Annotated in this window: 28 protein-coding genes; 21 read left to right on the top strand and 7 right to left on the bottom strand. The window is 56.1% G+C overall.

Going from position 1 to position 24,996, the window contains the following annotated elements; all coding sequences use genetic code 11:
• The first annotated feature begins 69 nt into the window (after positions 1-69).
• The 16 genes from EPG66_RS00740 to EPG66_RS00665 all read left to right on the top strand — a co-directional run bounded on the left by EPG66_RS00740 (position 70) and on the right by EPG66_RS00665 (position 12,662).
• A complete protein-coding gene (locus EPG66_RS00740; RefSeq protein WP_182685684.1) occupies positions 70-654 on the top strand; it encodes a phage baseplate assembly protein V in 585 nt (194 codons plus the stop codon).
• Positions 651-1,001 (top strand): GPW/gp25 family protein, encoded by a 351-nt coding sequence (locus EPG66_RS00735; protein ID WP_182685682.1) that lies wholly within the window; start codon positions 651-653, stop codon positions 999-1,001. The genes EPG66_RS00740 and EPG66_RS00735 overlap by 4 nt, the downstream gene beginning before the upstream one ends.
• A gap of 4 nt (positions 1,002-1,005) precedes the next feature.
• Positions 1,006-1,914, top strand: coding sequence for a baseplate assembly protein (locus tag EPG66_RS00730; protein ID WP_182685680.1), 909 nt, complete (start codon positions 1,006-1,008; stop codon positions 1,912-1,914).
• Positions 1,907-2,515, top strand: a complete 609-nt coding sequence (locus EPG66_RS00725) for a phage tail protein I (RefSeq protein ID WP_182685678.1) — start codon at positions 1,907-1,909, stop codon at positions 2,513-2,515. The genes EPG66_RS00730 and EPG66_RS00725 overlap by 8 nt, the downstream gene beginning before the upstream one ends.
• Positions 2,512-3,741 carry a phage tail protein gene (locus EPG66_RS00720; protein WP_182685676.1) on the top strand — a complete coding sequence of 410 codons (1,230 nt, stop codon included), beginning with the start codon at positions 2,512-2,514 and terminating at the stop codon, positions 3,739-3,741. The genes EPG66_RS00725 and EPG66_RS00720 overlap by 4 nt, the downstream gene beginning before the upstream one ends.
• Positions 3,741-4,151, top strand: a complete 411-nt coding sequence (locus EPG66_RS00715; RefSeq protein ID WP_182685674.1) for a tail fiber assembly protein — start codon at positions 3,741-3,743, stop codon at positions 4,149-4,151. The genes EPG66_RS00720 and EPG66_RS00715 overlap by 1 nt, the downstream gene beginning before the upstream one ends.
• A gap of 219 nt (positions 4,152-4,370) precedes the next feature.
• Positions 4,371-4,670, top strand: a complete 300-nt coding sequence (locus tag EPG66_RS00710) for a hypothetical protein (protein WP_182685664.1) — start codon at positions 4,371-4,373, stop codon at positions 4,668-4,670.
• Between the two features lie 186 nt (positions 4,671-4,856).
• Positions 4,857-6,026: a phage tail sheath protein gene (locus EPG66_RS00705; protein WP_182685662.1), complete on the top strand. Its 1,170-nt coding sequence runs from the start codon at positions 4,857-4,859 to the stop codon at positions 6,024-6,026.
• 12 nt (positions 6,027-6,038) lie between these two features.
• Entirely contained in the window at positions 6,039-6,548 is a 510-nt protein-coding gene (locus tag EPG66_RS00700; RefSeq protein ID WP_182685660.1) for a phage major tail tube protein, read from the top strand.
• 58 nt (positions 6,549-6,606) lie between these two features.
• Positions 6,607-6,885 (top strand): phage tail assembly protein, encoded by a 279-nt coding sequence (locus tag EPG66_RS00695; protein ID WP_182685658.1) that lies wholly within the window; start codon positions 6,607-6,609, stop codon positions 6,883-6,885.
• A 32-nt stretch (positions 6,886-6,917) separates the two neighbouring features.
• The gene (locus EPG66_RS00690) at positions 6,918-7,043 is read left to right on the top strand and encodes a GpE family phage tail protein (protein ID WP_111207766.1); all 126 of its coding nucleotides are present in this window, start codon (positions 6,918-6,920) and stop codon (positions 7,041-7,043) included.
• Positions 7,033-9,495, top strand: a complete 2,463-nt coding sequence (locus tag EPG66_RS00685) for a phage tail tape measure protein (protein ID WP_182685656.1) — start codon at positions 7,033-7,035, stop codon at positions 9,493-9,495. The genes EPG66_RS00690 and EPG66_RS00685 overlap by 11 nt, the downstream gene beginning before the upstream one ends.
• Positions 9,496-9,498: 3 nt before the next feature.
• On the top strand, positions 9,499-10,026 hold the full coding sequence (locus EPG66_RS00680) for a phage tail protein (RefSeq protein ID WP_182685653.1): 528 nt from the start codon (positions 9,499-9,501) through the stop codon (positions 10,024-10,026).
• The gene (locus EPG66_RS00675) at positions 10,023-11,198 is read left to right on the top strand and encodes a phage late control D family protein (RefSeq protein WP_182685652.1); all 1,176 of its coding nucleotides are present in this window, start codon (positions 10,023-10,025) and stop codon (positions 11,196-11,198) included. Before EPG66_RS00680 ends, EPG66_RS00675 begins: the two co-directional genes overlap by 4 nt.
• A 78-nt stretch (positions 11,199-11,276) precedes the next feature.
• Positions 11,277-11,492 carry an ogr/Delta-like zinc finger family protein gene (locus EPG66_RS00670; protein ID WP_072123795.1) on the top strand — a complete coding sequence of 72 codons (216 nt, stop codon included), beginning with the start codon at positions 11,277-11,279 and terminating at the stop codon, positions 11,490-11,492.
• A gap of 105 nt (positions 11,493-11,597) precedes the next feature.
• Entirely contained in the window at positions 11,598-12,662 is a 1,065-nt protein-coding gene (locus tag EPG66_RS00665) for a phage integrase (protein ID WP_182685650.1), read from the top strand.
• Between the two features lie 299 nt (positions 12,663-12,961).
• Here the strand turns inward: EPG66_RS00665 and EPG66_RS00660 are convergent, their stop codons facing one another.
• Genes EPG66_RS00660 through copC form a run of 3 tightly spaced genes read right to left on the bottom strand, consistent with a single transcriptional unit; the run spans position 12,962 to position 14,596 of the window.
• On the bottom strand, positions 12,962-13,309 hold the full coding sequence (locus EPG66_RS00660; RefSeq protein ID WP_010670792.1) for a YebY family protein: 348 nt from the start codon (positions 13,307-13,309) through the stop codon (positions 12,962-12,964).
• A 28-nt stretch (positions 13,310-13,337) separates the two neighbouring features.
• On the bottom strand, positions 13,338-14,213 hold the full coding sequence (gene copD / locus EPG66_RS00655) for a copper homeostasis membrane protein CopD (RefSeq protein WP_083067849.1): 876 nt from the start codon (positions 14,211-14,213) through the stop codon (positions 13,338-13,340).
• A gap of 5 nt (positions 14,214-14,218) precedes the next feature.
• On the bottom strand, positions 14,219-14,596 hold the full coding sequence (gene copC, locus EPG66_RS00650) for a copper homeostasis periplasmic binding protein CopC (protein ID WP_115758697.1): 378 nt from the start codon (positions 14,594-14,596) through the stop codon (positions 14,219-14,221).
• Between the two features lie 151 nt (positions 14,597-14,747).
• On the opposite strand from copC, the gene EPG66_RS00645 reads away from it, so the two are divergent.
• Together EPG66_RS00645 and exoX are read left to right on the top strand one after the other, a co-directional pair.
• Positions 14,748-14,981, top strand: a complete 234-nt coding sequence (locus tag EPG66_RS00645; RefSeq protein WP_010258692.1) for a DNA polymerase III subunit theta — start codon at positions 14,748-14,750, stop codon at positions 14,979-14,981.
• Entirely contained in the window at positions 14,978-15,649 is a 672-nt protein-coding gene (gene exoX, locus EPG66_RS00640; RefSeq protein WP_182685649.1) for an exodeoxyribonuclease X, read from the top strand. Before EPG66_RS00645 ends, exoX begins: the two co-directional genes overlap by 4 nt.
• On the opposite strand, the gene EPG66_RS00635 is transcribed toward exoX, so the two are convergent.
• Positions 15,643-17,706, bottom strand: a complete 2,064-nt coding sequence (locus tag EPG66_RS00635; protein WP_182685647.1) for a prolyl oligopeptidase family serine peptidase — start codon at positions 17,704-17,706, stop codon at positions 15,643-15,645. The genes exoX and EPG66_RS00635 overlap by 7 nt on opposite strands.
• A 126-nt stretch (positions 17,707-17,832) precedes the next feature.
• On the bottom strand, positions 17,833-18,489 hold the full coding sequence (locus EPG66_RS00630) for a tellurite resistance TerB family protein (RefSeq protein ID WP_010258682.1): 657 nt from the start codon (positions 18,487-18,489) through the stop codon (positions 17,833-17,835).
• A gap of 166 nt (positions 18,490-18,655) precedes the next feature.
• Here EPG66_RS00630 and purT point away from each other — a divergent pair, with 166 nt between their 5' ends.
• Positions 18,656-19,834 carry a formate-dependent phosphoribosylglycinamide formyltransferase gene (gene purT / locus EPG66_RS00625; RefSeq protein ID WP_182685645.1) on the top strand — a complete coding sequence of 393 codons (1,179 nt, stop codon included), beginning with the start codon at positions 18,656-18,658 and terminating at the stop codon, positions 19,832-19,834.
• Between the two features lie 34 nt (positions 19,835-19,868).
• Here purT and EPG66_RS00620 read toward each other — a convergent pair whose 3' ends face one another.
• On the bottom strand, positions 19,869-20,507 hold the full coding sequence (locus EPG66_RS00620; protein ID WP_031591424.1) for a bifunctional 4-hydroxy-2-oxoglutarate aldolase/2-dehydro-3-deoxy-phosphogluconate aldolase: 639 nt from the start codon (positions 20,505-20,507) through the stop codon (positions 19,869-19,871).
• A gap of 214 nt (positions 20,508-20,721) precedes the next feature.
• Positions 20,722-22,197, bottom strand: a complete 1,476-nt coding sequence (zwf, locus tag EPG66_RS00615) for a glucose-6-phosphate dehydrogenase (protein ID WP_010258671.1) — start codon at positions 22,195-22,197, stop codon at positions 20,722-20,724.
• A gap of 364 nt (positions 22,198-22,561) precedes the next feature.
• On the opposite strand from zwf, the gene EPG66_RS00610 reads away from it, so the two are divergent.
• Together EPG66_RS00610 and pyk are read left to right on the top strand one after the other, a co-directional pair.
• Positions 22,562-23,431 (top strand): MurR/RpiR family transcriptional regulator, encoded by an 870-nt coding sequence (locus tag EPG66_RS00610; protein ID WP_182685643.1) that lies wholly within the window; start codon positions 22,562-22,564, stop codon positions 23,429-23,431.
• 116 nt (positions 23,432-23,547) lie between these two features.
• Positions 23,548-24,990: a pyruvate kinase gene (gene pyk, locus EPG66_RS00605; RefSeq protein WP_031591426.1), complete on the top strand. Its 1,443-nt coding sequence runs from the start codon at positions 23,548-23,550 to the stop codon at positions 24,988-24,990.
• Positions 24,991-24,996: the final 6 nt, after the last annotated feature.

The raw sequence follows: 24,996 nt of genomic DNA, 5'->3' as shown, positions 1-24,996 counted from the left end.
CATGTTTGCTGCTGTACTAACAAACGTCAAATGCTGGAAATTCTTTAGTCGAAAATTGATCATTTAAGCATGAACGAACAACTCGCAGAAATTCAGCGCCTGCTGCGCAACCTGATCCGCATCGGAACCGTGTCGGCCGTCAACCTCGACGGCGGACTGTGCCGTGTCGATACGGGAAAAAATATAACCAACTGGCTGCACTGGTTGAGCGCCCGCGCAGGTAAAACCCGCTCCTGGAATGCGCCGTCAGTGGGCGAGCAGGTTCTTGTTCTGTGCCTCGGCGGCGAGCTAGATACCGGCTTTGTGCTGCCGGGCATTTTCTCGGATGAAAACCCGGCTCCGTCAGCCTCGGCCGATGCGCTGCACTGGTCATTTCCTGACGGCGCGGTGATCGAGTACGAGCCGGAAAACGGCGCACTGACTGCAACCGGCATACAGACCGCAACTATTAAAGCGGCGGTAAAAATCCTGTTCGACTCGCCGGAAGTGGAATGCACAACGCTGCTCAAAACTGCGCAGTTGGAAGTCACCAAGGGCGGCACGATGAAAGGCGACGTTACACATACCGGCGGCAGTCTGTCCTCAAACGGCAAGGTGCTGCATTCGCATATCCATCCGGGCGACAGCGGCGGCAAAACGGGAGCGCCAGTATGACAACCGCCAAATATATCGGCATGAACAGGGAAACCGGCGGCGCGCTTACCGACCTCGATCATATCCGGCAGTCAGTGCGCGATATTCTGCTGACCCCTGTCGGCACCAGGGTGATGCGTCGCCAGTATGGTTCGCTTTTATCCGCGCTGATTGACCAGCCGCAAAACAAGGCGCTGCGCCTGCAGATTATGTCGGCCTGCTATATGGCGATCCTGAAATGGGAGCCGCGCGTAAAGCTGACCGCCATCAGCTTTGAGTCGGATATCAATGGCGCTATGGTGGTTGAGCTGTCCGGCAACCGCACCGACAGCGCGCAGCCTTTTTCCTTAACCGTTCCTGTGAGCTGAGACTATGGCAACTATCGACCTGAGCCAGCTTCCCGCGCCTGATGTGGTGGAGCCGCTGGACTATGAAAGCCTGCTGGCCGAGCGAAAGGCGACGCTGATTTCCCTTTACCCTGCTGACCAGCAGGAGGCCGTCGCCCGCACGCTGACGCTTGAATCAGAACCCATCGTCAAGCTGCTGCAGGAAAACGCTTACCGCGAGCTGCTCCTGCGCCAGCGCATCAACGAGGCGGCAAAGGCCGTTATGGTGGCATATGCACTTGACGGCGACCTTGACCAGCTCGGCGCTAACAATGGCGTAGCCCGCCTGACCATTACCCCGGCCGACGATACGACCATCCCGCCGACCGCCGCCGTGATGGAAAGTAACGACGATTTCCGGCCGCGCATTGCCTCGGCGTTTGAGGGGCTGAGCGTTGCCGGGCCGACCGGTGCATATGAGTATCACGCCAGAAGCGCCGACGGCCGTGTAGCCGATGCATCAGCCATCAGCCCGTCGCCTGCAGTGGTCGCGGTGACAGTGCTCGCGCGCGAGGGCAACGGCGTGGCCGGTGATGATTTGCTGGCCGTGGTTAACGCTGCGCTCAATGACGAAGACGTGCGCCCGGTTGCCGACCGGGTGAGCGTGCAGTCAGCCAGGATTGTGGAATACGAAATCGTGGCCGAGCTGTACCTCTATCCGGGGCCGGAAGCGGAACCGATCCGCGCCGCATCCGAGGCAAAGCTCGCGGCTTACATTACCGCGCAGAAGCGCCTCGGCCGGGATATCCGCCTTTCTGCGCTGTATGCCGCCATGCACGTTGAGGGCGTGCAGCGCGTCAGCCTGATTAAGCCTGCTGCAGATGTGGTGCTCGATAAAACGCAGGCCGCTTACTGCACCGGCTACACGCTGACCGTGGGAGGCTCGGATGAGTGATCGACTGCTGCCGACCGGCTCGTCAGTGCTTGAGATTGCCGCCGCCGAGGCGCTGGCCAGCCCGGGCGCTTTGAGCGTGCCGCTGCGTAAGTTATGGGATCCGTATGCCTGCCCGGTAGCACTTCTGCCCTATCTGGCGTGGGCGTGGTCGGTTGACCGCTGGGATTCAGCCTGGCCTGAATCAACAAAGCGTGCCGTGGTTGCCGCATCGCAATACGTGCACCGGCACAAAGGCACTATCGGCGCTATCCGCCGCGTCGTTGAGCCGCTGGGCTATCTCATCCGGGTTATCGAGTGGTGGAAAACCAATGAGGCGCCAGGCACGTTCCGGCTTGACGTGGGCGTGCTTGATACCGGCATCACGGAGGAAATGTATAACGAGCTGGAGCGACTGATAGCCGACGCCAAGCCCTGCAGCCGCCATCTTATCGGGCTGTCTATCAATCTGGACGCGAACGGCGCGCTGCCGGTCGCTGTTGCCAGCTACAGCGGCGACGAGATGACCGTTTACCCCTATACCCCTGAACTCATCAGCGTCGGCGGGCCGGGTTATTCCGGCGTGGCGCTGCATCTTATTGACCTGACGGAAGTGAGCGCATGACGACAAAATATTTTGCCCTGCTGACCAATCAGGGCTCGGCTAAGCTGGCGAACGCCGCCGCACTCGGCACGAAAGTGAACATCGCCTCTATGGGTGTCGGTGATGGTGGCGGCACGCTGCCGACGCCTGACGCGGCACAGACAAAGCTCATCAGCGAGAAGCGTCGCGCGCAGCTTAATTCCCTGACCGTTGACGCGGCAAACAGCAGCCAGATTATCGCCGAGCAGATTATCCCGGAAAGTGAAGGCGGTTTCTGGATCCGCGAAATCGGCCTGTATGATGCCGACGGCGTACTGATTGCCATTGCTAACTGCCCGGAAACCTATAAGCCGCAACTGGCTGAAGGCAGCGGGCGCACGCAGACCGTGCGTATGATTTTAATCGTGAACAGCACAACAGCCGTTACGCTGAAGATTGATCCGTCAGTCGTGCTGGCGACGCGCAAGTATGTTGATGATGCCGTGCTCGAGGTGAAAGCCTACGCTGACAGCGTAATGAAAACTCACACCGATGCTAAAAACCCACACAGCCAGTACCTGCAAATCGCAAGCGCCCTGGCAGAAATCAAAGACGCCGGGCTAGTTGCTGACGTTCTTAAAAACCTCGGTATTAGCGAAAAGTTTTCCGGGCGCTGGATTGGCCGCCAGATTTTCACGACGCCGGGCGCGATCAGCTACAAACCCACACCAGGCACTAAACGCGCACGAATCATCATTACCGGCGGCGGCGGGCGCGGTTATGGTTTTCTGGGCTGGGGCGAAAACTATCGCGCACGCGGTGCCGGTGGCGGCGCTGGCGGTACGGCAATCGCAATGTTGGCTGTTGATGACAGCAAAACGTATGCGGGGGTTGTTGGCGCTGGCAGCAAAGAGAGCATCAATTCAACCAGCAGTGCCTTTAACGGGCAGATTACAGCGGGCAACGGTGCGAACTCAGTTGGTGATGCAGGAGGAGCCGGGGGAACTGCAGTTGGCGGGGATATCAATATTCAGGGCGGCGACGGCAGCGATTCCCCCGGCGTTATTACCGGAGGCACTAACCCTTATCGTGGGGGTTCCGGGGACGGTGGAGCCAGCTATTGGGGAGGTGCTTCACGGAGTGGCGAAGGGATTGCATCAAACGACCGAGCTTCATTTGGTGTGGGCGGCGGAGGCAACATCCGAACTTCGCCTTACTACGGTAACTACGGGGCTGACGGTATTATATACATTGAGGAATTCAGCTGATGAAAACTTATGCCCGGATTGAAAATCAGTGCGTTGCTGAGATCGTCTCGCTGAATGGGAAGCCTGAAAAACTCTATCATCCGTCACTGGTATGGGTGGATATTACCGCGCTACCCGAACAGCCCGATGTAAATTATCACTACAGTGGCGGCGTGTTTAGCGCCCCGGCTACAGAAGCTGAGAACGCAGTACTGATTGCCAGCAGCAGGCTTGCCGCTGAAATGGATGTGGCAAACCGGACAATCGCGCCGCTGCAGGATGCGGTTGATATCAGTATTGCAACAGAAGAAGAGATTGCCCGTCTGGCAGAATGGAAACGATATCGGGTGGCTCTCAGCCGGATTGATACCAGTGATAGGCAAGGTATCGTATGGCCGGATAAACCAGAACAGTTAAAAGCTATTATTTAGCAATTTGATAGGGGTGCACGGATTACGGTTGCAGACATGTATAAAAGATACAGTTAAGCTCAACGTCTAAAGCGTGTATGATTAAAAGTCATTAATTTAAAAGCAGTGAATCAATTTTAAACTATCATAAAAATGTATGCAATTACAGGCTAGTATTGATAGCCAAAGTTTTTATTCGATAGTAGATATAGCCAAATGCCTTATCAATAAGGAGTAAGAATGTTTAGCCTAAAAGAAATTGAAGATACGATTGCAGAATGGGAAGATGAAGCCGAGGAAGCAGTAAAAGAAGAATTAGATATACAAAGAATGAAGGAGCTATCTCAAGCAATAGATGAGCATATTCAGGAGCATCATAGCAAAGAAATTGAAGACATGATTCGCGAGTTGACCGAAAGGCAAGCCGGTATTTTCTCAGATCATGATGAACTAACTTCTGAAAGTCAGAAAGAAGACGATATTCAACAGGATGAAGCCATTGACGAATTGCTTGATAAGTTAAGGCAGTATCAAAAATAAGATCAAATATTTATTAATGCTATGACAAGATTTTTTAAGAGGATGCATGAGGAGTATTGTACTTCGTGCATCCGTTTTTTTTGAATATTGCTAATTGTTTTACTGACAGACCAACAAACCGTAACAGCATGCATCCTATTCAATGACCTGACACCCTGAGCACACCCTCAAAACGGAGTGCATCAGATGTCTGATTATCATCATGGTGTCCGCGTCGTCGAAGTCAACGACGGCACGCGCACCATTTCAACCGTATCAACCGCAATCGTCGGCATGGTCTGCACCGCGCAGGATGCGGACGCGGCAACCTTCCCGCTTAATACGCCGGTACTCATCACCAACGTGCAGGCAGCTATCGGCAAAGCAGGTAAAAAAGGCACGCTCGCCGCTGCGCTGCAGGCTATTGCCGATCAGTCCAAGCCTGTGACCGTCGTCGTGCGCGTGGCTGAAGGTGCCGACGAAGCCGAAACCACGTCCAATATCATCGGCGGCACGGATGAAAACGGCCAGTATACCGGCATGAAAGCGCTGCTCGCCGCGCAGACCCAGCTCGATGTGAAGCCGCGCATCCTCGGCGTGCCGGGACTGGATTCACTGCCAGTGGCAACCGCGCTTGCCAGCATTGCGGAGCAGCTGCGCGCCTTTGCCTATGTGTCAGCATGGGAATGTAAAACCATTTCCGAAGTCCGCCTGTACCGCCAGAACTTCAGCCATCGCGAAATCATGGTTATCTGGCCTGATTTCGTTGCATGGAACACCGCAACCAGTAAATCCGATACCGCCTTTGCCACTGCCCGTGCGCTGGGCCTTCGCGCCAAAATCGACAATGACACAGGCTGGCATAAAACTCTGTCTAACGTCGGCGTAAACGGCGTGACCGGTATTTCCGCATCGGTGTTCTGGGATCTGCAGCAGACCGGCACCGACGCCGACCTGCTCAACGAGGCCGACGTTACGACGCTGATCCGTAAAGACGGGTTCCGCTTCTGGGGCAACCGCACCTGCAGCGATGACCCGCTGTTTCAGTTTGAGAACTACACCCGCACGGCGCAGGTGCTGGCCGACACGATGGCCGAGGCGCACATGTGGGCGGTTGATAAGCCGCTGACGCCGGTTCTGGTGCGCGAGATTATCGCGGGCATCAATGCGAAGTTCCGCGAGCTGGTTAATGCCGGTTATCTGCTGGGTGCATCTGCCTGGTATGACGAAAGCGCCAATGATAAAGACACACTTAAGGCGGGGAAACTCTTTATCGATTATGACTATACGCCGGTTCCGCCGCTGGAAGATTTAACCCTTCGCCAGCGCATTACCGACACCTATCTGGCGAACTTCGCCGCATCCGTAAATAGCTGAGGAGCCGGATAAATGGCACTGCCACGCAAACTGAAGGGCATGAACCTTTTTAATAACGCCAACAGCTATCAGGGCGTCGTCACCGCCGTGACCCTGCCGAAGCTGGCGCGTAAGCTCGACCCGTTCCGCGCGGGCGGCATGAGCGGCGCGGCCTTCATTGATAACGGTCTGGAAGATGACGCGCTCGATGTTGAGTGGAGCATCGGCGGTATTGATGAGCTGGTAATCACGCAGTGGGGTGCGTCTGACATTCCCCTGCGCTTTACCGGCTCTTACCAGCGCGACGATACCGGCGAGGAAATCGCGGTAGAGATTGAGGTGCGCGGTAAGCATCAGTCGTTTGATTTCGGTGAAGCCAAACAGGGCGAAGACACCGAAACCAAAATCACCAGTAAAAACACTTATTACAAGCTGACTTTTAACGGCAAAGAGCTGATCGAAATCGACACCATCAACATGGTGGAGAAGGTTAACGGCGTTGACCGCCTTGAACAGCGCCGTAAAAACCTCGGCCTGGTATAAACCCTGATGCCAGCGCCTGCCGCTGGCTTTACCTGACTACAGTGAACAGAGAACAATCATGGAAAAGAAAGATAACATTGTTGAGTTTGAAACCCCGCTGCTGCGCGGCGAAACCGAAATTAAAAGCGTGGAGCTGATTAAGCCGACGGCCGGAAGCCTGCGCGGCGTGCGACTGGCCGATCTGTGCCAGTCAGATGTTGACTCCCTGCTGACCGTGCTGCCCCGCATTACCCTGCCAGCACTGACAAAGGCCGAATGTAACGCCCTCGATCCGGTTGACCTGATTGCGCTGGGCGGAAAGGTGATCGGTTTTTTGCAGTCGAAGTCGGACGAATAGACTGGCCGCGCGGCCTGACGGTCAACGACCTGATGGCCGACATTGCCACGATATTTCACTGGCAACCCTCCGAGATGTACGACATGCCGCTGGCCGAGCTGATGGACTGGCGGCATAAAGCCTTTATCCGCAGCGGAGCAACCCCGGATGAGCAATAACCTCAAGGTGCAGGTGCTGCTGAATGCGGTAGACAAAGCCTCGCGCCCCTTCAAAGCCGTGCAGACCGCAGCCAAAAATTTGTCGTCAGACATACGCCAGACGCAGACGACGATTAAGGAGCTGGACGCGCAGGCCGGGAAAATTGACGGCTTCCGCAAGGCCAGCGCGCAGCTGGCCGTCACGCAGCAGAGTCTTAAGGACGCGAAGCAGGAGGCGGCCGCGCTGGCCGTGCAGTTTAAAAACACGGAGCGCCCGACGACACAGCAGGCCCGCGCACTGGAAAAGGCCCGGCAGGCAGCGGCAGAGCTGCAGACCAAAACCAACAGCCTGCGCCTTTCGGTGCAGCAGCAGCGCGAGGCACTTAACGCGGCGGGGATTTCCACCAAAGCCCTGAGCAGCGAGCAGCAGCGCCTGAAATCCGCCTCGGCGCAGGCAACCGTCAGCCTGAGCCGTCAGAAAATGGAGCTGCAGCGGCTGAATGCGCAGCAGGAGCGGCTGAACCAGACCAGCGAGCGCTACCGCAAAGGGCAGGAGCTGTCGGGTAAGGTGCGCAACATGGGCGCGGCCGGTATCGGGGCTGCAACGGTCGGCGGCATGGCTGCTACGTCGCTGCTGAAGCCGGGTTTTGATTTTGCACAAAAGAACTCCGAGCTGCAGGCCGTGCTCGGTGTGGGAAAAGAATCGCCGGAAATGAAAGCCCTGCGTGCGCAGGCCCGCCAGCTGGGTGATACAACCGCCGCCTCTGCCGATGATGCGGCAGGTGCGCAAATCGTTATCGCCAAAGGCGGCGGCGATGCCGCTGCCGTTCAGGCGGTGACGCCGGTTACGCTCAACATGGCGCTGGCAAACAAGCGCACGATGGAGGAAAACGCCGGGCTGCTGATGGGGATGAAATCAGCCTTCCAGCTTTCAAACGATAAGGTCGCACACATCGGCGACGTCCTGTCGATGACCATGAATAAAACGGCCGCTGACTTTGACGGGCTTAGCGACGCGCTGACCTACGTCGCCCCGGTAGCGAAAAACGCAGGTGTCAGCATCGAGCAGGCGGCGGCAATGGTCGGCGCTCTGCATGATGCCAAAATTACCGGCTCTATGGCCGGTACGGGCGGGCGGGCCGTGCTGAGCAGGCTGCAGGCTCCTACCGGCGAATCATTCAAGGCTATCAAAGAGCTGGGGATTAAAACTGCAGACGGCAAAGGAAATACCCGCCCGATCTTCACCATTCTCAAAGAAATGCAGGCGAGTTTTGATAGTCACAAGCTGGGAACGGGCCAGCGCGCCGAGTACATGAAAACCATCTTCGGCGAGGAGGCCAGCTCATCGGCCGCAGTGCTGATGACTGCTGCTTCATCTGGAAAGCTGGACCAGCTGACCGCCACGTTTAAAGCCTCTGATGGTAAAACGGCCGAGCTGGTTCAGGTGATGCAGGATAACCTCGGCGGCGACCTGAAAGAGCTGCAGTCTGCTTATGAGGCTATCGGCACCGACCTGTTTGATCAGAACGACGGCAGCCTGCGCACGCTTACCCAGGACACAGCAGCGCTGCTGCTTAAGGTTGATGGCTGGATTAAAGCTAACCCTGAGCTGGCGGGCGGTATTGCAAAAGTGGTAATGGGCGGGCTGATGCTGGCCGGGGCGCTAGGCGCTATCGGGCTGGTAGCCTGGCCGGTGATTGCGGGCGTAAATACCCTGATTGCCGGGGCTGGCTTCCTCGGTACGGCATTCAGCATCGCGGGCGGAGCTATCACGGCCGCGCTCGGAGTTATCACGCTTCCGGTTGTAGCCGTCGCGGCGGCAATCGTGGCTGGTGCGCTACTGGTACGTAAATACTGGGAACCTATCAGTGCCTTTATAGCAGGCATGGCCGAAGGCTTTACCGCAGCGATGGGGCCGATCAGTGATTCCTTCGGTTCGCTGAAGCCGGTTTTTGAGTGGGTAGGTGGCAAGGTCAAAGAGCTTTGGGACTGGTTCGGCAAACTGCTGGAGCCGGTGAAATCCACGCAGACCGAACTTGCCGCCGCCGGAGATATGGGTAAGAAGTTCGGCAATATGCTGGCCGAGGCGCTGAAAATTCCGAGCCATGCGCTCGATCAGCTTATGGGTGGCATCAACTGGGTTCTGGATAAGCTCGGCATCATCGACACAAAATCCGATGGTCTGAAAGACAAAGTGCCGTCGCCCGATGCGGTAGCGACCGGCGGCGCGGGCGCAGATACCGGCGGGCTGCAATATAACATTGCCTATGGTGGTGCGCCTTACCGCCCGGTTTCCTCGCCGTCAGCCGGAGGCGGATTTACCGACCGCAGCCAGAACACCTATCAGTATGAAATCAATATGCATGAGGGTATGACCAAAGACGACGCAATGGCGCTGATGGCGCAGCACCAGGCAAAAGAGCAGCGCAATCGCCAGGCGCAAAACCGCAGCAAGATGGGCTGGGAGGACTAACCGATGATGATGATTTACGGCATGATGCCGTTTATGCGACAGACCCTGCCATACGGGGATATGCAGCAGAATATCGACTACCGCTGGCCCACTAACAGCCGGTTCGGACAGCGTCCGGCGGCGCAGTTTGTCGGGCCGGGCGATGAAAAAATCACGCTTTCCGGTGAGCTGCGCCCGGAAATCACAGGCGGTTCGGTGTCGCTGATGACCGTACGACTGATGGCTGACGAGGGCATGGCATGGCCGCTGATTGGCGGCAGTGGCATGATTTACGGCATGTACGTGATCGAGAGTATTTCTAACACCTTCAGCGAGTTTTACCCCAACGGAACGGCCAGCAAAATCATGTTTACCCTGAGCCTGAAGCGCGTTGACGAGTCGCTTACCTCGATGTTTGGCGACCTGAAGAAACAGGCTGACGGGCTTATCAGCGGCTCCGCCAGTCTGCCAGGGCAGCTCACGTCAGCAATTAACGGCGTGAAGTCGGCGGCCGGTAGCCTGATTTCAACTGCAGGGGGGCTGCTCGGATGATCGGGATAAGCAGCCTGCCGGTGCAGGCCGGGGCGCAGCTGACGCCAGATTTCATGCTGAAGGTTAACTCTAAGGACGTCACAACCAATATCCGGGATCGCCTTATCTCGATGACACTGACCGATAATCGCGGCTTTGAAGCTGACCAGCTGGATATTGAGCTGGACGACGCCGACGGCCAGCTGGCAATGCCGGTACGCGGCGCAGTGATAACGCTGTTTCTTGGCTGGAAGGGGCAGACGCTTTTCGGCAAAGGTAATTTCACCGTTGATGAGGTTGAGCACCACGGCGCGCCTGACACCATGACCATTCGCGCCCGCAGCGCTGATTTCCGTGGCTCGCTCAATTCCCGCCGGGAGGTGTCCTATCACGACACTACCCTGGGGGAAGTCGTCACGCAGATAGCCGGGCGCAATAATTTAAAGCCCATGCTGGCCGATGGATTCGCCGGAATCGCCGTGGCGCACATTGACCAGACGCAGGAGACAGATGCTAAATTCCTGACGCGACTTGCCACGCTGTACGGCGCGGTTGCGGCAGTGAAGGCCGGGCGGCTTCTTTTTATAAAGCCCGGTAACGGTGTCACCGCCAGCGGCAAACCAATCCCGCAGATGACGATTACGCGACAGGACGGCGACCGGCACAGCTTCAGCATTGCCGACCGTGGCGCATATACGGGTGTCTCGGCAAGCTGGCTGCACACCAAAGACCCTAAGCCCAAGAAAGTTAAGGTAAAGCGTAAGCCGAAGGTTAAACACCTGCGTGCGCTGGAGCATCCGGCGGCTAAAAAGAAAAAGACGACTGCGACCAAAACACCAGAGGCCCGAGAGGGCGATTACCTCGCAGGGACTGAAGACAACATTTTTACGCTGACGACCGTGTATGCGACGAAAGCGGCCGCGATGCGGGCAGCTAAAGCAAAGTGGGATAAGCTGCAGCGCGGCGTCGCTGAGTTCTCGCTTACGCTCGCGATGGGACGTGCCGACCTGTACCCGGAGACGCCGGTCAGGGTGAGCGGCTTTAAGTCGGTGATCGATGCGCAGCCGTGGATTATCAGTAAGGTGACGCATAGCCTGAGCGGCAGCGGGTATACAACCACGCTTGAGTTTGAAGTGCTGCTTTCAGATATTGAATATCAGTCAGAAACAGAGGGTGAAACGGAAACTGCTTAATTCGGGTGTAATTTGCAAAACACGATTTGCATATTCAAACTAAGTAGCTCTCCCCTGCCCTTTTTGAGGATATTGATGATGATGCACTGCCCTTTATGCCAGACAGCAGCCCACGCAAAAAGCAGCCGCTATGTTTCAAAAGAAACAAAAGAACGTTATCACCAGTGCCAGAATATTAATTGCAGCTGCACATTCAAAACGCACGAGACCGTGACTGGAATGATTGTTTCGCCTGGGCAAATCAATAAGGTGCCACTCTACACCAGCCAACAGCAAGCTTCCCTTCTGCATTAATTTAGCCCGCTTAGCGGGCTTTTTCATGTTTGAAAATCCATAATCAAACATTGAATACTGGTTTTATATACAGTAATTTAATCCCCTTTTATCAAGGGGGACTGCATGGCAATAAGGAAATTAAATACAGGTAAGTGGCTCTGCGAGTGCTATCTCAACGGGAGGGATGGCAAACGTGTAAGGCGACAGTTCAGGACCCGTGCCGAAGCCATTGCCTTTGAGCAATACACTCAGGACGAAATGAAGGCTAAACCCTGGCTGGCTGAGAAAGAGGATAACCGCAAGCTGAGCGAACTTATCGAGCTATGGTACAAATTGCACGGTTGCTCGCTAAGTGACAGAAAAGGCCGACTCGGCAAACTTAATATTATTTGCAATGGCATGGGGAACCCCGTTGCTGCCGCTATCACTTCGAAGGATTGGGCACATTATCGGGATCGGCGTTTACAGGGCCTCATACAGAATGGATACAAAACCAGTGATAAATCGTTAAAGGTCTCACCGGGTACCATTAACTGTGAACATGCATTCCTTCGCGCTCTTTTCAATGAGCTGGAACGGCTTGGCGAAATCAGCTACCCCAACCCACTTAAAAATATACGGGAGTTTGATCAGCCAGAGAAAGAAATGGCATGGTTGACTGAAACCCAGATACAAAAGCTTTTTGCCGCCTGCAAAGTTCACGATAACCCTGATCTGACACTGATTATCAAAATCTGCCTTTCAACCGGATGCCGGTGGAGTGAAGCCGCGAATCTTAAAGCCTCACAATTGTCTCCAAACAAAATCACTTTCATCAATACCAAAGGCAAAAAGAACCGCTCGGTACCCATCGACAACGCCCTGTATAAAGAATTAAAAGACAAAGAGGGCCGTTTTTTTGCAGAGTGCTATCGCCAGTTTTATCGGGTCATTCGCCTGGCCGGCATTGAATTACCAGAAGGCCAGATGAGCCATGTACTGCGCCATAGCTTTGCCAGCCACTTTATGATGGCCGGAGGAAATATCATCGTGCTGCAGCGTATTCTCGGGCATTCCGACATCAGGGTGACGATGCGTTATGCGCACTTCGCGCCCGACCATCTTGAAGATGCAATTCGCTGCAATCCACTGGCGTTGATGGCGAAGAAAAATGGCGACAAAGTGGCGGCACAGAGTCCAGCAGAGTAGAACAGAAGGTAACAGGATCGGGCTTAACTGATTGATTATATTGTAAGTTGCTGTTTTTAGATGCCAACCAAAAAAAGACCGAATACGATTCCTATATTCGGTCCAGGGAAATGGCTCTCAAGGAGCCGTGCGCTAAAAGTTGGCATTTATGAAGGCGATGTCGCCTTGCCATTTAACATTAGAACAGCGCGGTGGAATTGCCAGCAAACGGGAGGCGCAGGACCATAAACCGGATCAGTTTGTGATCGCAACGGCAAAAAAAGAGGGGTTGGGCGCAGCGCGGTGCTGCACCCACAGGTTTATTTACCGCACAACGCCTGGGTGCGCTCAACAATCGGCTGCAGACTCATCATCTGGCCCGGATGCGCTTTATCTTCGGCCTGGATCACGCTGATCGGCTGCGCTTTCACCTGTTTGTTTTTGAACAGTGTGTCGGCGATATCGTTCAGGGGGTATGTCATCAGCGTGCTCGGGTTGATGGCAAACATCGCACCATCTTTCTCACAGGTCAGCATCACCTCTTCACGGTTAAACGGCCACTTCTCTTTACCGATCTCAAAGCGGCTGACGGTAATGATTTGTGCCGCCAGCGCCTGGCCGCATACGGATAACAACAGGATTGCGGGGATCACTTTCTTCAGCAACATAACTACCCTTTTCTCTCTTAAACCACATTCAGGCTGGCGACAGCGTGGCAAATACGCTGACCAGCCCAACCACTCCGCACGCCAGCAGCAGTTCAAGCTGCGTCATGCGAATAAATTTTTGCTGCGTCCCGCTGCCCGCCAGGCGGAATCGCGGCACCAGCCAGTATCGGTTAATCAGCGCCACCAGCACCATCAGGGCAACCAGCAGCACTTTGCACAACAACAATACAATGTAGCGTGAATCCTGCCACGTGAGCGGCCAGCCTACGATCATCACGCTGTTTATCAGGCCGCTCAGCAGCGTTAACGCCACCGCCAGATGACCATAGCGCGAAAAGCGCATCATGGTGCGGATAGCGTCAGTGCGGCGATCGATTTGGCGCGCCTCCCGCATCAACAGCAACAGAGGCAGTAATCCGCCCGTCCAGAACGCCGCGGCAATCAGATGCAGTGCATGATTGAGCTGCTGAAACAATCCCGGCCAGCCATCGCGCATCGCGGCATGACCTATCAGAGCCATGCAGGCCAGTTGCAGAACGCCCGCCAGCAGTAACACGGGCTGACGCAGCCGCCCGGTCAGTAACAAACCGGCAACGGCCAGCAGGCTAAACAGGATTTCCCACAGCCACACGCCACCGAAGTGCGTGCCAATCACCGCCAGCCAGATATCGACATCGGCCAGATTGGCGCTGTCGCCGCTCATCAACACATTCTGGCAGGCCAGCATCGCAAGTGCACTCAGCAGCGCCAGCCAGGCGCTCCCTTTCACCAGCGGGTTTAATCGTCGCGCCAGTAGGGGTCGATAGCGTTTGGGTGCCAGCAGCGCACTGTAACAGGCGCTGCCGGTCAGCAGCATCACGGCGATAAAATGCAGCGCGCGCAACAGGATCCAGAGTGTGGTCACCGGGGTTACTTCACGTTAAAGCGATAGCTTCCTGCGGTTTTGTGTCCATCCACCGACAGCACATGCCAGTTAACCTGATAGCTGCCCGCTTGCAGCGGCTGAGACAGGCCCACAATCAGGCGGTTTTTCTGGCCAGATTCAACGCGGGCTTTAGCGGTGACGACAGGTTTCTGTTCACTATCCAGCAGCGTGACGCCGCTGAATGCCGCTTCAATATCTTCACTGAAGTTCAGCGTCAGCGCATCGGTGGATGTCGTTACCTGCGCTTTGGCCGCCGGGATAGAAGACTGGAGATGCGCATGCGCCGCTGCCAGCGAACTGAATGTCATCAGTCCGGCTGCCGCCAGCGCAATAATCATGCGGGAAATCAGTTTTTTATGCATAAGATCATCCTTTTAACCGCCGCCAGGGCGATAAACGTGGCAAAAGGATACGCTGCTGTATTTGCACTGTCGAGGCCAGCGATGCGATCCTTTATCCTTGATTCAGACCGCCGAAAACATTACTTTTGCCCGCTATCGTCAGGAGAATATTATGAGCCATAACCTTGCCCTGCTGTCCCAGGAAGAGAAAGACAAGATTAATGTCGATTTGGCGGCAGCGGGTGTGGCGTTTAAAGAGCGCTATAACATGCCGATCGTCGCCGAAATGGTGGCGCAGGAGCAGCCCGAAGCGCTGCGTGACTGGTTTCGTCAGCGTCTGATGCACTACCGCCAGGCGTCGCTCAGCCTGTCGCGCCTTCCTTATGAACCGAAGATGAAGCAATGATATTTCGCGTTATTGATACCGAAACCTGCGGTCTGCAGGGCGGCGTAGTCGAAGTGGCGTCCGTGGATGTGGTCAACGGCCAGATTGTGAATCCGATGAGCGATCTCACCCTGCCCGACCGCCCTATCAGCCGTCAGGCGATGGCCGTGCATCGCATCACCGAAGCGATGGTCGCCGGTAAGCCGACCATTGAAGAGGCGATCCCACGCTATCACGGCAGTGCTTTTTATGTGGCGCACAACGCCAGTTTTGATCGCCGGATGCTGCCGGAGATGTACGGAGAGTGGATCTGCACCATGCAGCTGGCGCGTCAGCTCTGGCCGGGTATTAAATATGGCAACCAGGCACTGCGTCATTCGCTGAAGCTGGATGTTATACCGCCCGCCGACCTGCATGCCCACCGCGCGCTCTATGACTGCTATGTTACGGCGGCGCTGCTGATCCGTATTATGGAGACCTCCGGCTGGAGTGCCTCCGAGATGATTGTGCGGTCACAACCGGCGGCCCAGCGCGACGACGTTCTGCCGTTTGGCAAATACCGCGGTCAGGCGATTGCGGTGGTTGCACGTAAGGATCCGGGCTATCTGAAGTGGATGCTGGATAACGTCAGCGATCTGCGCCCGCCATTGCGGCAGGCGCTGCGTAAGTTCCTGACCGAGTCTCAGTAATCCTGAACTGGCGGTAAGGTGCCCTGCGCCAGCCCCAGCAGGAAGCTGTATTCCATCGCGATCCCTTCATAGGCTTTGTAGCGCCCCGACTTGCCGCCGTGGCCCGCATCCATGTCGGTGCAGAGCAGCAGCAGGTTATTGTCGGTTTTCATCGATCTCAGCTTCGCCACCCACTTGGCCGGTTCCCAGTACTGCACCTGCGAATCGTGCAGGCCGGTGGTGACCAGCAGGTGGGGATAGGCTTTCGCCTCGATATTGTCATAAGGGCTGTACTGGCGGATATAACGGTAGTACTCCGGATCATTGGGGTTGCCCCACTCGTCATACTCGCCAGTGGTCAGCGGAATCGACTCATCCAGCATCGTGGTAACCACATCCACAAACGGCACCTGGGCAACCACACCGTGGAACCGTTCCGGTGCCAGGTTAATCACCCCGCCCATGAGTAAGCCACCCGCGCTGCCACCCATAGCATAGAGCCGTTCCGGGTGTCCGATGCCGCGCGCCACCAGTGCGTTAGTGACATCGATAAAATCGGTGAAGCTGTTCATTTTGTTCAGCAGGCGGCCGCCGTCATACCATTGCTGCCCCAGCTCACCGCCGCCGCGCACCTGTATCAGCGCATAGACAAAGCCGCGATCCAGCAGGCTCAGGCGGCTGACGCTGAAATCGGCATCCATACTGCTGCCGTAGGCACCGTAGCCATACACCAGCATCGGATTCTGACCGGGCTGATAGTGTTTGCGGTGATAGACCAGCGATACCGGCACTTCGGTGCCATCGCTGACTTTGATCCAGTGGTGTTCGCTTTTGTAATCTTCCGCGTTAAAGCCTTTCACCGCGCTCTGCTTCAGGATGCGGCGTTCGCCGCTATCCATATCCAGTTCAAACAGCGTGGTCGGCGTGGTCATCGACGAATAGCCGTAGCGCAGTTTGCTGGTGCGCGGCGTCGGATTGTAGGCCAGCCAGGTCACATAGGTCGGGTCGTCAAAGGCGATGCCGCTGGTTTCACCGCTGGCCCAGTTTATCTGCCGCAGGCTGGTTAAGCCGCGCTGGCGCTCCTCGACCACCAGCCAGTCCCGAAACAGCTGAAAATCTTCCATCACTACCTGTTCCCGTGCCGGGATCAGGGTTTCCCAGCGTGACTCGTCCAGATAGCGGCTGCGGTACAGCCCGAAGTTTTCGCCTTCCCGGTTGGATCGAATGAAGAACTGATGATCGTAGTGGTCGATGCTGTACTCATGATCGCGGCGGCGCGGCAGAAACACATGGGGCTGCGCATCGGGGAAGTTCGCATCAATCAGCTGAATTTCGCTGGTGTTGGTGCTGTAGAGCGCAATCATGATGAACTGCTTGGAGGTGGTCTTATGCACGCTGAGATGATAAGTGTCATCCTGCTCTTCATACACCAGTTGGTCATCTGACTGTGGTGAACCGAGTTCGTGTCGCCATACCTGATAGGAGAGCAGCGTCTGCGGGTGTTTTCGTACATAGTAGAGGGTGCGCGAGTCGTTACCCCATGCGAAGCTGGAAGAGGCATTGCTCAGCACTTCAGGGTACCAGCTGCCACTCTCCAGATTGCGGAAGCGGATGCCATATTGCCGGCGAGACAGGAAATCTTCAGCCAGCGCCATGACAAGGTTATCCGGACTGATATGCAGCGCGCCCATGGTGTAGAAATCGCTGTGCGAGGCGCGCTGGTTGGCATCCAGCAGCAGGCTCCACTCGTCAGACTCATCGCTCGCGGCGGGTTGACGATAATAGGCCGGGTATTCGTTACCGCTCTGGTAGCGGCTCTGATAACGGTAGCCATTTTTCACATAGGGCACTGAGTGATCTTCAGGCGGCAGCCGATCGATAATCTCTTTTAATACCCGGTCCTGCAGTGGCTGCTGTGACGACATGATTTTTTTGCCGTAGTTGTTTTCGGCACGCAGGTAATCAAGAACCTCGCTGTTTTCGCGCTTGTCGTCGCGCAGCCAGTAGTAGTCGTCAACGCGCGTCTCGCCGTGCAACGTCATCTCATGGGGTATTTTTTTTGCGATGGGTGCTTTCATCCATCCGTCTCCGTGAACGTAATGATCTGTAAGCGTAACACTTCAGCAGCGGGAAGCCAGGTATAGGTTGAGAAGCAGCCGCTGGCGGATCACATCCTGTGACCCGCCAGCGGAATATCAGAGGGATTAACTGGCGGGTAAACGGGCTTTCTCAGCCTCAAGATCCTGCTGAATGCCGTCGCGAACATCCTGGGGAATTTTCAGCGCGTCGCCCAGCGCGGAGAGGTAGCTGCGCTCCATGAAGTGATCAACGTCGATAGCGGCACAGCTCAGGAAGTAGAGCTCCAGCGCCTCCTCCTCGTTTTTCACATCGGCGGCCAGCCACTGCGGATCCAGCGGGCGGTTCATGGCTTTCTGGATCAGCTGTTCCGCTTCCTGACCGTAACCGGACTGATGAATATTCTGCTCAATGGCTGCCCGTTCCTGATCGTCAATGTGCCCGTCGCTTTTGGCGGCAAACACCAGCGCCGTCACCAGACGTTCGGCCCGCAGGTTAACCGGCGTCTGCGCCACGCCAAAGTCAGGTTCATTCTGGTGCGCTTCGCTGACCCGCTGCTTGTATTTGTTCCATAACACCGCGCCCGCAGCCGCACCGCCACCGATAATCAGCGCCTTGCCGCCATATTTTGTCAGCAGTTTGCGCGACGATTTACTGGCAATCAGCATACCGGCCAGGCCGCCCAGCGCACCCGGCGCCAGCATGTCGCTTAAGCCGCCACCCGATTTGCCCTCACCGCCCTTCTTCGTGAGTACCGACTGAATTTGTTGCAACCAGTTATTCATCATCCACTCCTTTTAAGATGTCAGTCCGCTATCCTGACGTAAGGGGTGTCAGGAAACGTCAGAGCGGGAAAAGTAAGGCAAAAGGTTGTGTCAGATGGACGAAAGATGAGAACGCAAACGTTTTCGTTTATACTTGCGCGCGAATTTTGACTGCTTAGGTGAAGAAATGACGACTCTCGGAACAGCGCTGCGTCCTGCAGCAACGCGTGTGATGCTATTGGGTTCAGGTGAACTGGGTAAAGAGGTGGCGCTGGAGTGTCAGCGTCTGGGTGTGGAAGTGATCGCGGTCGATCGTTACGCCGATGCCCCGGCGATGCACGTCGCCCATCGCAGCCATGTGATTAACATGCTGGATGGCGCGGCACTGGCAGCGTTAATCGCTGAAGAGAAGCCTGATTTTGTCGTACCGGAAATCGAAGCCATCGCCACGGAGACCCTGGTTGAGCTGGAGCAGCAAGGCCAGCGCGTGGTGCCGACTGCCCGTGCCGCGCGGCTGACCATGAACCGCGAAGGCATTCGGCGGCTGGCGGCTGAAGAGCTCTCTCTGCCGACCTCCCGCTATCGCTTTGCCGACAGCAAGGCGCGCTTTGATGAAGCGGCTACCGAAATCGGCTTTCCCTGCATTGTGAAGCCGGTAATGAGTTCATCCGGCAAAGGTCAGAGCTTTATCCGCGACGCCAGCCAGCTCGATAATGCCTGGGACTATGCGCAACAGGGTGGCCGCGCGGGTGCCGGACGCATCATCGTCGAAGGTGTTGTTGACTTCGATTTCGAGATCACCCTGTTAACCATCAGCGCAGTCGATGGCATTCATTTCTGTGCGCCGATTGGTCACCGTCAGGAGGATGGCGATTATCGTGAATCCTGGCAGCCGCAGCAGATGAGTGATGTGGCGCTGCAGCGGGCACAGGATGTTGCCGCGCAGGTGGTTCAGGCGCTGGGTGGCTATGGTTTGTTTGGCGTTGAGCTGTTTGTCTGCGGTGATGAGGTGATATTCAGCGAAGTTTCGCCGCGTCCACACGACACCGGCATGGTGACGCTGATTTCGCAGGATCTGTCAGAGTTTGCGCTGCACGTGCGGGCGTTTCTCGGTCTGCCGATTGGTGCGATTCGCCAGTATGGTCCGTCAGCGTCCACCGTTATTCTGCCGCAACTCACCAGCCAGAATGTGCAGTTTGTGAATGTCGAAGCGGCGCTGGGTGCCGGTCTGCAACTGCGCCTGTTCGGCAAGCCGGAAATCAGCGGTCAGCGTCGTCTGGGCGTGGCACTGGCCAGCGGTGACAGCACCGATCAGGCGATTGCGCGTGCCGTTGCCAGCGCAGCAGCGGTCACGGTTCAGGGGTAAAGGTGTGCGGTGAGCAGATGCTCACCGCCATAACTTACTTCGCGCCTTCAACAGCTTCGCGTGCCAGGCGGGTGATGCGATCCCAGTCGCCCGCTTCCAGCGCGTCGTTGGGCACCAGCCAGGAGCCGCCGATGCAAAGCACGCTTTTCAGCGCCAGATAGTCACGGTAGTTCGCCGGAGAGATGCCGCCGGTCGGGCAGAATCGCACCTGCGGGAAGGGTCCGCCAATCGCCTGCAGCGCTTTAACGCCGCCGTTCGCTTCTGCCGGGAAAAACTTGAACTCGCGCAGACCGTAGTCCATACCGGTCATTAACTCAGAAACGGTGCTGATGCCGGGAATCAACGGCACCGGCCCTTCAACGGCCGCTCTCAGCAGCGACTCGGTGACGCCAGGGCTGATCACAAACTGCGCACCGGCATCGGTCACTTCCTGTAACTGCTGCGGATTAATCACCGTTCCCGCACCAACGATCGCATCCGGCACTTCTTTGATCATCGCACGTAAAGCGTCCATCGCCACTGGCGTGCGCAGCGTCACTTCCAGCACTCTGACACCGCCTGCCACCAGCGCTTTTGCCATCGGCACGGCGTGTTCCAGTTTGTTCACAACGATGACCGGCACGACAGGTCCGGTAGTCAGGATCTGTTCTGCACTCGTTTTCCAGTTTTTCATCAGTTCCCCTTGCTTGATAACACCGGGATTGCGACCCGGTCATGGAGCATCGGCTCCTGCCCTGTAAATTGCGTCACTACCATACATGATCAGCTTCCTGAGCGTCTATCATCCTGCGACCATTTTGAAACGGCAGTTCAATTTTATTCGTGTCGGCTGGCCCGGTTTAAGGGCGAAAAAAAAGCCCGCGTTGCGGGCTTCATCATCATTTCCGTTATTCGAACTCGTTCCACGAGCGGCCATCGCGGGTAATCATCGCCACTGAGGCCACCGGGCCCCAGGTGCCCGCCTGATACGGCTTGGAAGAGTCGCCGTCCGCAGCCCAGGCGTCGATAATGGAATCGACATAGGTCCATGCGGCTTCCACTTCATCGCGGCGCACAAACAGCGCCTGGATACCGCGCATGCTCTCCAGCAGCAGACGCTCGTAAGCATCAGCAAGGTGCGACTGGTTAAAGGTCTCGGAGTAGCTCAGATCCAGCTTGGTGGTCTGCAGCTTGTGCTTGTGATCGAGGCCCGGCACTTTGTTCAGGATCTCAATATCCACCCCTTCGTCCGGCTGCAGACGAATCGTCAGCTTGTTCTGCGGCAGCTCTGAGTAGGAGTCTTTAAACAGGTTCATCTCCGGGTTTTTGAAGTAGACCACCACTTCTGAACACTTGGTCGGCAAACGCTTACCGGTACGCAGGTAGAACGGCACACCCGCCCAGCGCCAGTTGTCGATATCGACACGAATTGCCACGAAGGTCTCTGTGGCGCTCGACTTATTGGCACCCTCTTCTTCCAGGTAGCCAGGCACTTTTTTGCCCTGCACAAAGCCAGCGGTGTACTGGCCGCGAACGGTTTTCTCACGCACGTTGGTCTGATCGATGCGGCGCAGCGAGCGCAGCACTTTAACTTTTTCGTCACGGATGCTGTCGGCGCTGAGGTCTGACGGCGGCGACATGGCGATCATGGTCAGAATCTGCAGCAGGTGGTTCTGGATCATGTCGCGCATCTGGCCCGCTTTATCGAAGTAACCCCAGCGGCCTTCGATGCCCACCTCTTCGGCCACGGTAATCTGGACGTGATCGATGGTACGGTTATCCCAGTTATTCACGAAGATAGAGTTAGCAAAGCGCAGCGCCAGCAGGTTAAGCACCGTCTCTTTACCAAGGTAGTGGTCAATACGGAACACCTGGCTCTCATCAAAGTACTCACCAACGCTGTCGTTGATCTCCTGTGAGGTTTCCAGTGAGGTGCCCAGCGGCTTCTCCATCACTACGCGCGCCGGTTTAGCATTCAGCTTCGCGGTGCCCAGCCCCTGGCAGATGGCGCCAAAGGTGCTGGGTGGCATGGCAAAGTAGTTGATGGTGGTGCGATTTTTCTGGTCCAGCATCTTGCCCAGTTTCGGGAAGTGCGTGGTGTCGTTGACATCGAGGTTGCAGAAGTCGAGACGATTGCTGAGTTTGTCCCACAGCGCTTCGTCAATCTTCTCCTTCATGAAGGTTTCCAGCGCTTCACGTACCACTTTGGTGTATTCCGCTTTATCCCACTCGGCACGGCCGACACCAATAATGCGGGTTTCCTCGTGGATCTGCCCCGCTTTCTCTAACTGGTACAGTGAAGGCAACAGTTTACGGCGTGCAAGATCGCCTTTGGCACCGAAAATCACCAGATCGCATGCCTGGGCTGTTTGTGTTACCGCCATTTTCCTCTCCTCGTTGCAGGATAGTCCGGTGGTGATGCATCCTCTGCCACCGGGTCCAGGTTATTATTTTCTTTGAGCACAATGTACTTTTTTCCCCGCGTCAGGTAAACCGACTCGCCGGGTTAACCGCATTAACTCTGTACCGGATGTGCTAAGCGCGTGTGATGACACGTGCGGATTGCCGGTTTTTTCTGTGTCTGTTGGTGTCAGGAAAATCAGGCACCGGTCAAAGTATCCCAAAAAAAAGGGCAATCGACTTGTCCGCCGTTGCGCCTGGCTGGTGCTGACACGATATAGTCTCTGTTAATCGACTCTGACGACAGGGATAATTGAAATTGGTAAAAGTGATTATGGTCATCGGCTTATGAATATGCTGGAAAAAATTGAGGTGCAGTTTGCCGCGCTCAGCAATGCGGAACAGAAAGTCGCCCGGCAGATTCTGGCTGCGCCACAGGCGGCGATGCACTCCAGCATCGCGACCCTGGCGCGCGAAGCCTGCGTCAGTGAACCCACGGTGAATCGCTTCTGTCATCGACTGGGCGCGCGCGGTTTTCCCGACTTTAAGCTGCAACTGGCGCAGAGCCTGGTGAAAAGCAGCAACTGGGTCAGCCGGGGCGTGGAGGACGATGACAGTGTGGAGAACTACAGCCACAAAATCTTTGACTCGGCGCTGGCAGGGCTGCAGCGGGTGCGGGATCAACTGGATAGCACCCAACTGCAGCAGGCCGTCACCCTGCTCACTCAGGCTGACAAACTCGCCTTTTTCGGGCTGGGTGCTTCCGCTGTGGTGGCGCATGACGCCTTTACCAAATTTCTGCGCTTTAATCTGCCGGTCATCTGGTCAGACGATATTGTGATCCAGCGCATGAGTTGCATAAATAGTCGAGCCGGTGACGTTTTTGTTCTCATTTCGCATACTGGACGCACAAAAAATATGGTAGAACTGGCTCGCCTGGCCCGTGTAAACGGTTCCACCGTTATAGCCATCACCTCTGCCGATTCTCCCCTTGCCCATGAAGCAGCGATAGCTTTAGTGCTTGATGTACCGGAAGATACGGATATCTATTTGCCGATGGTATCGCGCCTGGCGCAGTTGACCGTGATCGATGTGTTGGCGACCGGTTTCACCCTGGAACGGGGTGCGCCCTTCCGGGAAAACCTGAAACGCGTGAAAGAGGCGTTGAAAGCGTCGCGTTACGAAAAGCACACCATTCGGGAAAAGGATGATCGGTAAAAAAATTAACATCACATTTACAATGTGAGTCGTATCACAACCCGTCGATCATATAGAATAGATAACCATGCTGTGTCCGCAGACCAGGGCACGCTTAAATGTTTACGGAGTCCTCGATGTCAAGACGTCTCAGAAGAACCAAAATCGTTACAACTCTCGGCCCGGCCACCGATCGTGATAATAATTTAGAAAAAATCATCGCTGCCGGCGCGAACGTTGTACGACTCAACTTCTCTCACGGCACGCCAGAAGATCACCAGATCCGTGCCGATAAAGTGCGTGAGATTGCCGCAAAACTGGGTCGCCACGTGGCCATCCTCGGTGACCTCCAGGGTCCAAAAATTCGTGTTTCAACCTTCAAAGAAGGCAAAGTTTTCCTGAATATCGGTGACCGTTTCCTGCTGGATGCCAATCTGGGTAAAGGCGAAGGCGATAAAGAGCGCGTGGGTATCGACTACAAAGGCCTGCCGGCAGATGTGGTGCCGGGCGATATCCTGCTGCTGGATGATGGCCGCGTGCAGCTGAAAGTGCTGGAAGTTCAGGAGATGAAAGTGTTCACCGAAGTCACCGTGGGTGGCCCGCTGTCGAACAACAAAGGCATTAACAAACTGGGCGGCGGACTCTCAGCTGAAGCGCTGACCGAAAAAGATAAAGCGGATATCATCACTGCCGCCAAAATCCGGGTCGACTATCTGGCCGTCTCTTTCCCACGCTGTGGTGAAGATATGAATCTGGCACGTCGTCTGGCGCGCGAAGCGGGTTGTGACGCCAAACTGGTCGCAAAAGTGGAACGTGCCGAAGCGGTCGCCAGCCAGGAAGCGATGGATGACATCATTCTGGCCTCTGATGTGGTGATGGTGGCGCGTGGCGATCTGGGCGTTGAGATTGGCGATCCGGAACTGGTCGGCATTCAGAAAGCATTGATTCGTCGTGCCCGCCAGCTTAACCGCACCATCATTACCGCGACGCAGATGATGGAGTCGATGATCACTAACCCGATGCCGACCCGCGCAGAAGTGATGGACGTGGCGAACGCCGTGCTGGATGGTACCGATGCTGTGATGCTCTCTGCGGAAACCGCAGCGGGTCAGTATCCGGCTGAAACTGTCTCAGCGATGGCGAAGGTCTGCCTGGGCGCGGAGAAGATCCCGAGCGTCAACGTCTCCAAGCATCGTCTGGACGTGCAGTTCGACAATGTCGAAGAAGCGATTGCTATGTCATCCATGTACGCCGCGAACCACCTGCAGGGCGTCACCGCGATCATCACCATGACCGAGTCGGGCCGTACCCCGCTGATGACCTCACGTATCACCTCGGGCCTGCCGATTTTTGCCATGTCACGCCATGAACGCACGCTGAATCTCACCGCGCTCTATCGCGGCGTAACGCCAGTATTCTTCGACAGCAATAACGACGGTGTGGCTGCTGCGCACGATGCCGTTAACCTGCTGCGCGACAAAGGCTTCCTGGTCTCTGGCGATCTGGTCATTGTGACGCAGGGCGATGTGATGGGCGCCACCGGCACCACCAATACCACACGTGTGCTGCGCGTGGATTAATTGAGT

It is taken from the genome of Pantoea pleuroti (assembly GCF_014156615.1).
Lineage (GTDB): Bacteria > Pseudomonadota > Gammaproteobacteria > Enterobacterales > Enterobacteriaceae > Pantoea > Pantoea agglomerans.
Note: the sequence above shows the minus strand (reverse complement) of the source record. Positions and strands in the feature narration are given on the sequence as shown.

Excerpts from the sequence above, each read along its gene's own strand:
- EPG66_RS00645 (WP_010258692.1), top strand. The coding sequence starts at position 14,748 with ATGAGCCATAACCTTGCCCTGCTGTCCCAGGAAGAGAAAGACAAGATT.
- EPG66_RS00665 (WP_182685650.1), top strand. The coding sequence starts at position 11,598 with ATGGCAATAAGGAAATTAAATACAGGTAAGTGGCTCTGCGAGTGCTAT.
- exoX (WP_182685649.1), top strand. The coding sequence starts at position 14,978 with ATGATATTTCGCGTTATTGATACCGAAACCTGCGGTCTGCAGGGCGGC.
- EPG66_RS00635 (WP_182685647.1), bottom strand. The coding sequence starts at position 17,706 with ATGAAAGCACCCATCGCAAAAAAAATACCCCATGAGATGACGTTGCAC.
- EPG66_RS00705 (WP_182685662.1), top strand. The coding sequence starts at position 4,857 with ATGTCTGATTATCATCATGGTGTCCGCGTCGTCGAAGTCAACGACGGC.
- purT (WP_182685645.1), top strand. The coding sequence starts at position 18,656 with ATGACGACTCTCGGAACAGCGCTGCGTCCTGCAGCAACGCGTGTGATG.
- EPG66_RS00620 (WP_031591424.1), bottom strand. The coding sequence starts at position 20,507 with ATGAAAAACTGGAAAACGAGTGCAGAACAGATCCTGACTACCGGACCT.
- EPG66_RS00610 (WP_182685643.1), top strand. The coding sequence starts at position 22,562 with ATGAATATGCTGGAAAAAATTGAGGTGCAGTTTGCCGCGCTCAGCAAT.
- EPG66_RS00730 (WP_182685680.1), top strand. The coding sequence starts at position 1,006 with ATGGCAACTATCGACCTGAGCCAGCTTCCCGCGCCTGATGTGGTGGAG.
- EPG66_RS00700 (WP_182685660.1), top strand. The coding sequence starts at position 6,039 with ATGGCACTGCCACGCAAACTGAAGGGCATGAACCTTTTTAATAACGCC.
- zwf (WP_010258671.1), bottom strand. The coding sequence starts at position 22,197 with ATGGCGGTAACACAAACAGCCCAGGCATGCGATCTGGTGATTTTCGGT.
- EPG66_RS00715 (WP_182685674.1), top strand. The coding sequence starts at position 3,741 with ATGAAAACTTATGCCCGGATTGAAAATCAGTGCGTTGCTGAGATCGTC.
- EPG66_RS00680 (WP_182685653.1), top strand. The coding sequence starts at position 9,499 with ATGATGATGATTTACGGCATGATGCCGTTTATGCGACAGACCCTGCCA.
- EPG66_RS00670 (WP_072123795.1), top strand. The coding sequence starts at position 11,277 with ATGATGCACTGCCCTTTATGCCAGACAGCAGCCCACGCAAAAAGCAGC.
- EPG66_RS00690 (WP_111207766.1), top strand. The coding sequence starts at position 6,918 with ATGGCCGACATTGCCACGATATTTCACTGGCAACCCTCCGAGATGTAC.
- EPG66_RS00740 (WP_182685684.1), top strand. The coding sequence starts at position 70 with ATGAACGAACAACTCGCAGAAATTCAGCGCCTGCTGCGCAACCTGATC.
- EPG66_RS00630 (WP_010258682.1), bottom strand. The coding sequence starts at position 18,489 with ATGAATAACTGGTTGCAACAAATTCAGTCGGTACTCACGAAGAAGGGC.
- EPG66_RS00725 (WP_182685678.1), top strand. The coding sequence starts at position 1,907 with ATGAGTGATCGACTGCTGCCGACCGGCTCGTCAGTGCTTGAGATTGCC.
- pyk (WP_031591426.1), top strand. The coding sequence starts at position 23,548 with ATGTCAAGACGTCTCAGAAGAACCAAAATCGTTACAACTCTCGGCCCG.
- EPG66_RS00735 (WP_182685682.1), top strand. The coding sequence starts at position 651 with ATGACAACCGCCAAATATATCGGCATGAACAGGGAAACCGGCGGCGCG.
- EPG66_RS00675 (WP_182685652.1), top strand. The coding sequence starts at position 10,023 with ATGATCGGGATAAGCAGCCTGCCGGTGCAGGCCGGGGCGCAGCTGACG.
- EPG66_RS00710 (WP_182685664.1), top strand. The coding sequence starts at position 4,371 with ATGTTTAGCCTAAAAGAAATTGAAGATACGATTGCAGAATGGGAAGAT.
- EPG66_RS00660 (WP_010670792.1), bottom strand. The coding sequence starts at position 13,309 with ATGTTGCTGAAGAAAGTGATCCCCGCAATCCTGTTGTTATCCGTATGC.
- copC (WP_115758697.1), bottom strand. The coding sequence starts at position 14,596 with ATGCATAAAAAACTGATTTCCCGCATGATTATTGCGCTGGCGGCAGCC.
- EPG66_RS00720 (WP_182685676.1), top strand. The coding sequence starts at position 2,512 with ATGACGACAAAATATTTTGCCCTGCTGACCAATCAGGGCTCGGCTAAG.
- EPG66_RS00695 (WP_182685658.1), top strand. The coding sequence starts at position 6,607 with ATGGAAAAGAAAGATAACATTGTTGAGTTTGAAACCCCGCTGCTGCGC.
- EPG66_RS00685 (WP_182685656.1), top strand. The coding sequence starts at position 7,033 with ATGAGCAATAACCTCAAGGTGCAGGTGCTGCTGAATGCGGTAGACAAA.